1 protein-coding gene is annotated in these 1,750 nt (G+C 64.3%); it reads left to right on the top strand.

Annotation, left to right across the window (positions count from 1 at the left end; genetic code table 11):
* Positions 1 to 615: 615 nt before the first annotated feature.
* On the top strand, positions 616 to 1,599 hold the full coding sequence (locus MJ783_RS18640; RefSeq protein ID WP_239312043.1) for a YncE family protein: 984 nt from the start codon (positions 616 to 618) through the stop codon (positions 1,597 to 1,599).
* Positions 1,600 to 1,750 lie beyond the last annotated feature (151 nt).

Here is a 1,750-nt window from a genome sequence, read left to right as displayed (position 1 = left end):
CACGTCAGATGTCAGATAATGCAGCGGCCACAGGTCGCCTATCACGTTCCAGCAGATTCTTCTGGTCGACACGCGACGTGCCGCGCCGATATGTTGGCGAATCTCGACCGATGTAGGCGGGGCAGCGTTGAAGCGCACTATACCCTTCCACGGTGCATGTGGATGGCCTCACAAGACGACTACAAAAAGTAGTAGATCGTAACGCTGTGCGACCTTCGCGCACCCCTGGGTGCTTGCACGGAAATGCCCGGACCGGCGGTTCCGGTGACCTTTTTTGTTCTGGGAACGGGTGCAGGACGCACCTGTTGGCTGGTGGAACGTGTAGTGGAGGGGGCGCTGGGTACCACGCAGACGGATGCCGTTACGCTTCTTGCCGCCGGTCTCAGCTGAAATCGGAGCATGCCTGTGTGGACCTCCTCTGACCGCCAACCGCCGCGGGCGTTGCGGGTGGCGGTCGTTATCGCTGTGTGGGCCGCGCTGGCGGCGGCTTGCGCGGAAGAACCTGGACCGTCCATACGTGCTGCGACGCCGGCACGACCGCAGGTATCGACGAACGGGAATCCGGCGCCACTATCGGCTCCCGCGGGGGACGGCGGTGGCTCACAACCGGTCGATGTGTATGCCTTTGACGGGGCGAACCAGTTCAGTCCGGCTGTTCGTCGCGCGAGGCAGCTCGTCTACGTTCCGAACAGTGACAGCAACACCGTCGATGTGATCGATCCGGCGAGATTCACGGTGATCGACCATTACGTGACCGGCCGCAATCCCCAGCATGTGGTGCCGTCCTGGGATCTGTCGACGCTGTACGTGACCAACGACCTGGCCAACAGTCTCACCCCGGTCGACCCGACCACCGGCAGGATCAAAGGGCCGAATATTCCGGTCGCAGACCCCTACAACATGTACTTCACCCCGGACGGAAAATATGCGATTGTGGTGGCAGAGGCGCTGCAACGGCTGGACTTCTACGACCCACACACCTGGCAGTTGCGGATGCACCTGCCTGTCGACTGCCCGGGGGTCGACCATGTCGACTTTGCCGCGGACAACTCGTTCCTCGTCGCGACGTGTGAGTTCTCCGGGAAGCTGGTCAAGGTCGATCTGGCGACGCCCTCGGTTGCGGGCTACCTGACGGTCGGGGGCATGCCACAGGACATCAAGCTCGACCCGCGGGGCGAGGTGCTCTACGTCGCCGACATGATGGCGAACGGCCTGCACCTCGTCGACCCGGTCCGGTTTGTCATGACTGGGTTCCTGCCCACCGGCAAGGGGACGCATGGGCTGTACCCGACCCGGGATGCGACCGCGATGTACGTGTCGAACCGGGGGGAGGGTTCGGTCTCGCTGGTGGATTTCGCGACCCGCCAGGTACGGCGCACATGGCAGCTCCCCGGTGGGGGGAGTCCGGACATGGGTGGGGTGTCTGCGGACGGGTCGGTGTTGTGGCTGACCGGCCGGTACAACGGTGAGGTGTACGCGATTTCGACGAGGGACGGGAGTCTGCTGGCGCGGATCAGGGTGGGGCCGGGGCCGCACGGTGCCTGTGTGTGGCCTCAGCCGGGCCGTTACTCCGTCGGTCACACCGGCATCCTGCGCTGACCGACCGCTCAGAACGCCCCGGGGATAGGTGGCCTACCGCGGGGGACGAGTGTCATCGCGGTGTCCAGGTCTTTCGTGTTCTCCCCGCAGGGCACGAAGACCGTGCCACCGGCTGAGGGTTCAGCTTCTGTTAAGCGGCGTCGCGGCATGG

Source organism: Protofrankia sp. Cj3, from assembly GCF_917627355.1.
GTDB lineage: Bacteria > Actinomycetota > Actinomycetes > Frankiales > Frankiaceae > Protofrankia.
Note: the sequence above shows the minus strand (reverse complement) of the source record. Positions and strands in the feature narration are given on the sequence as shown.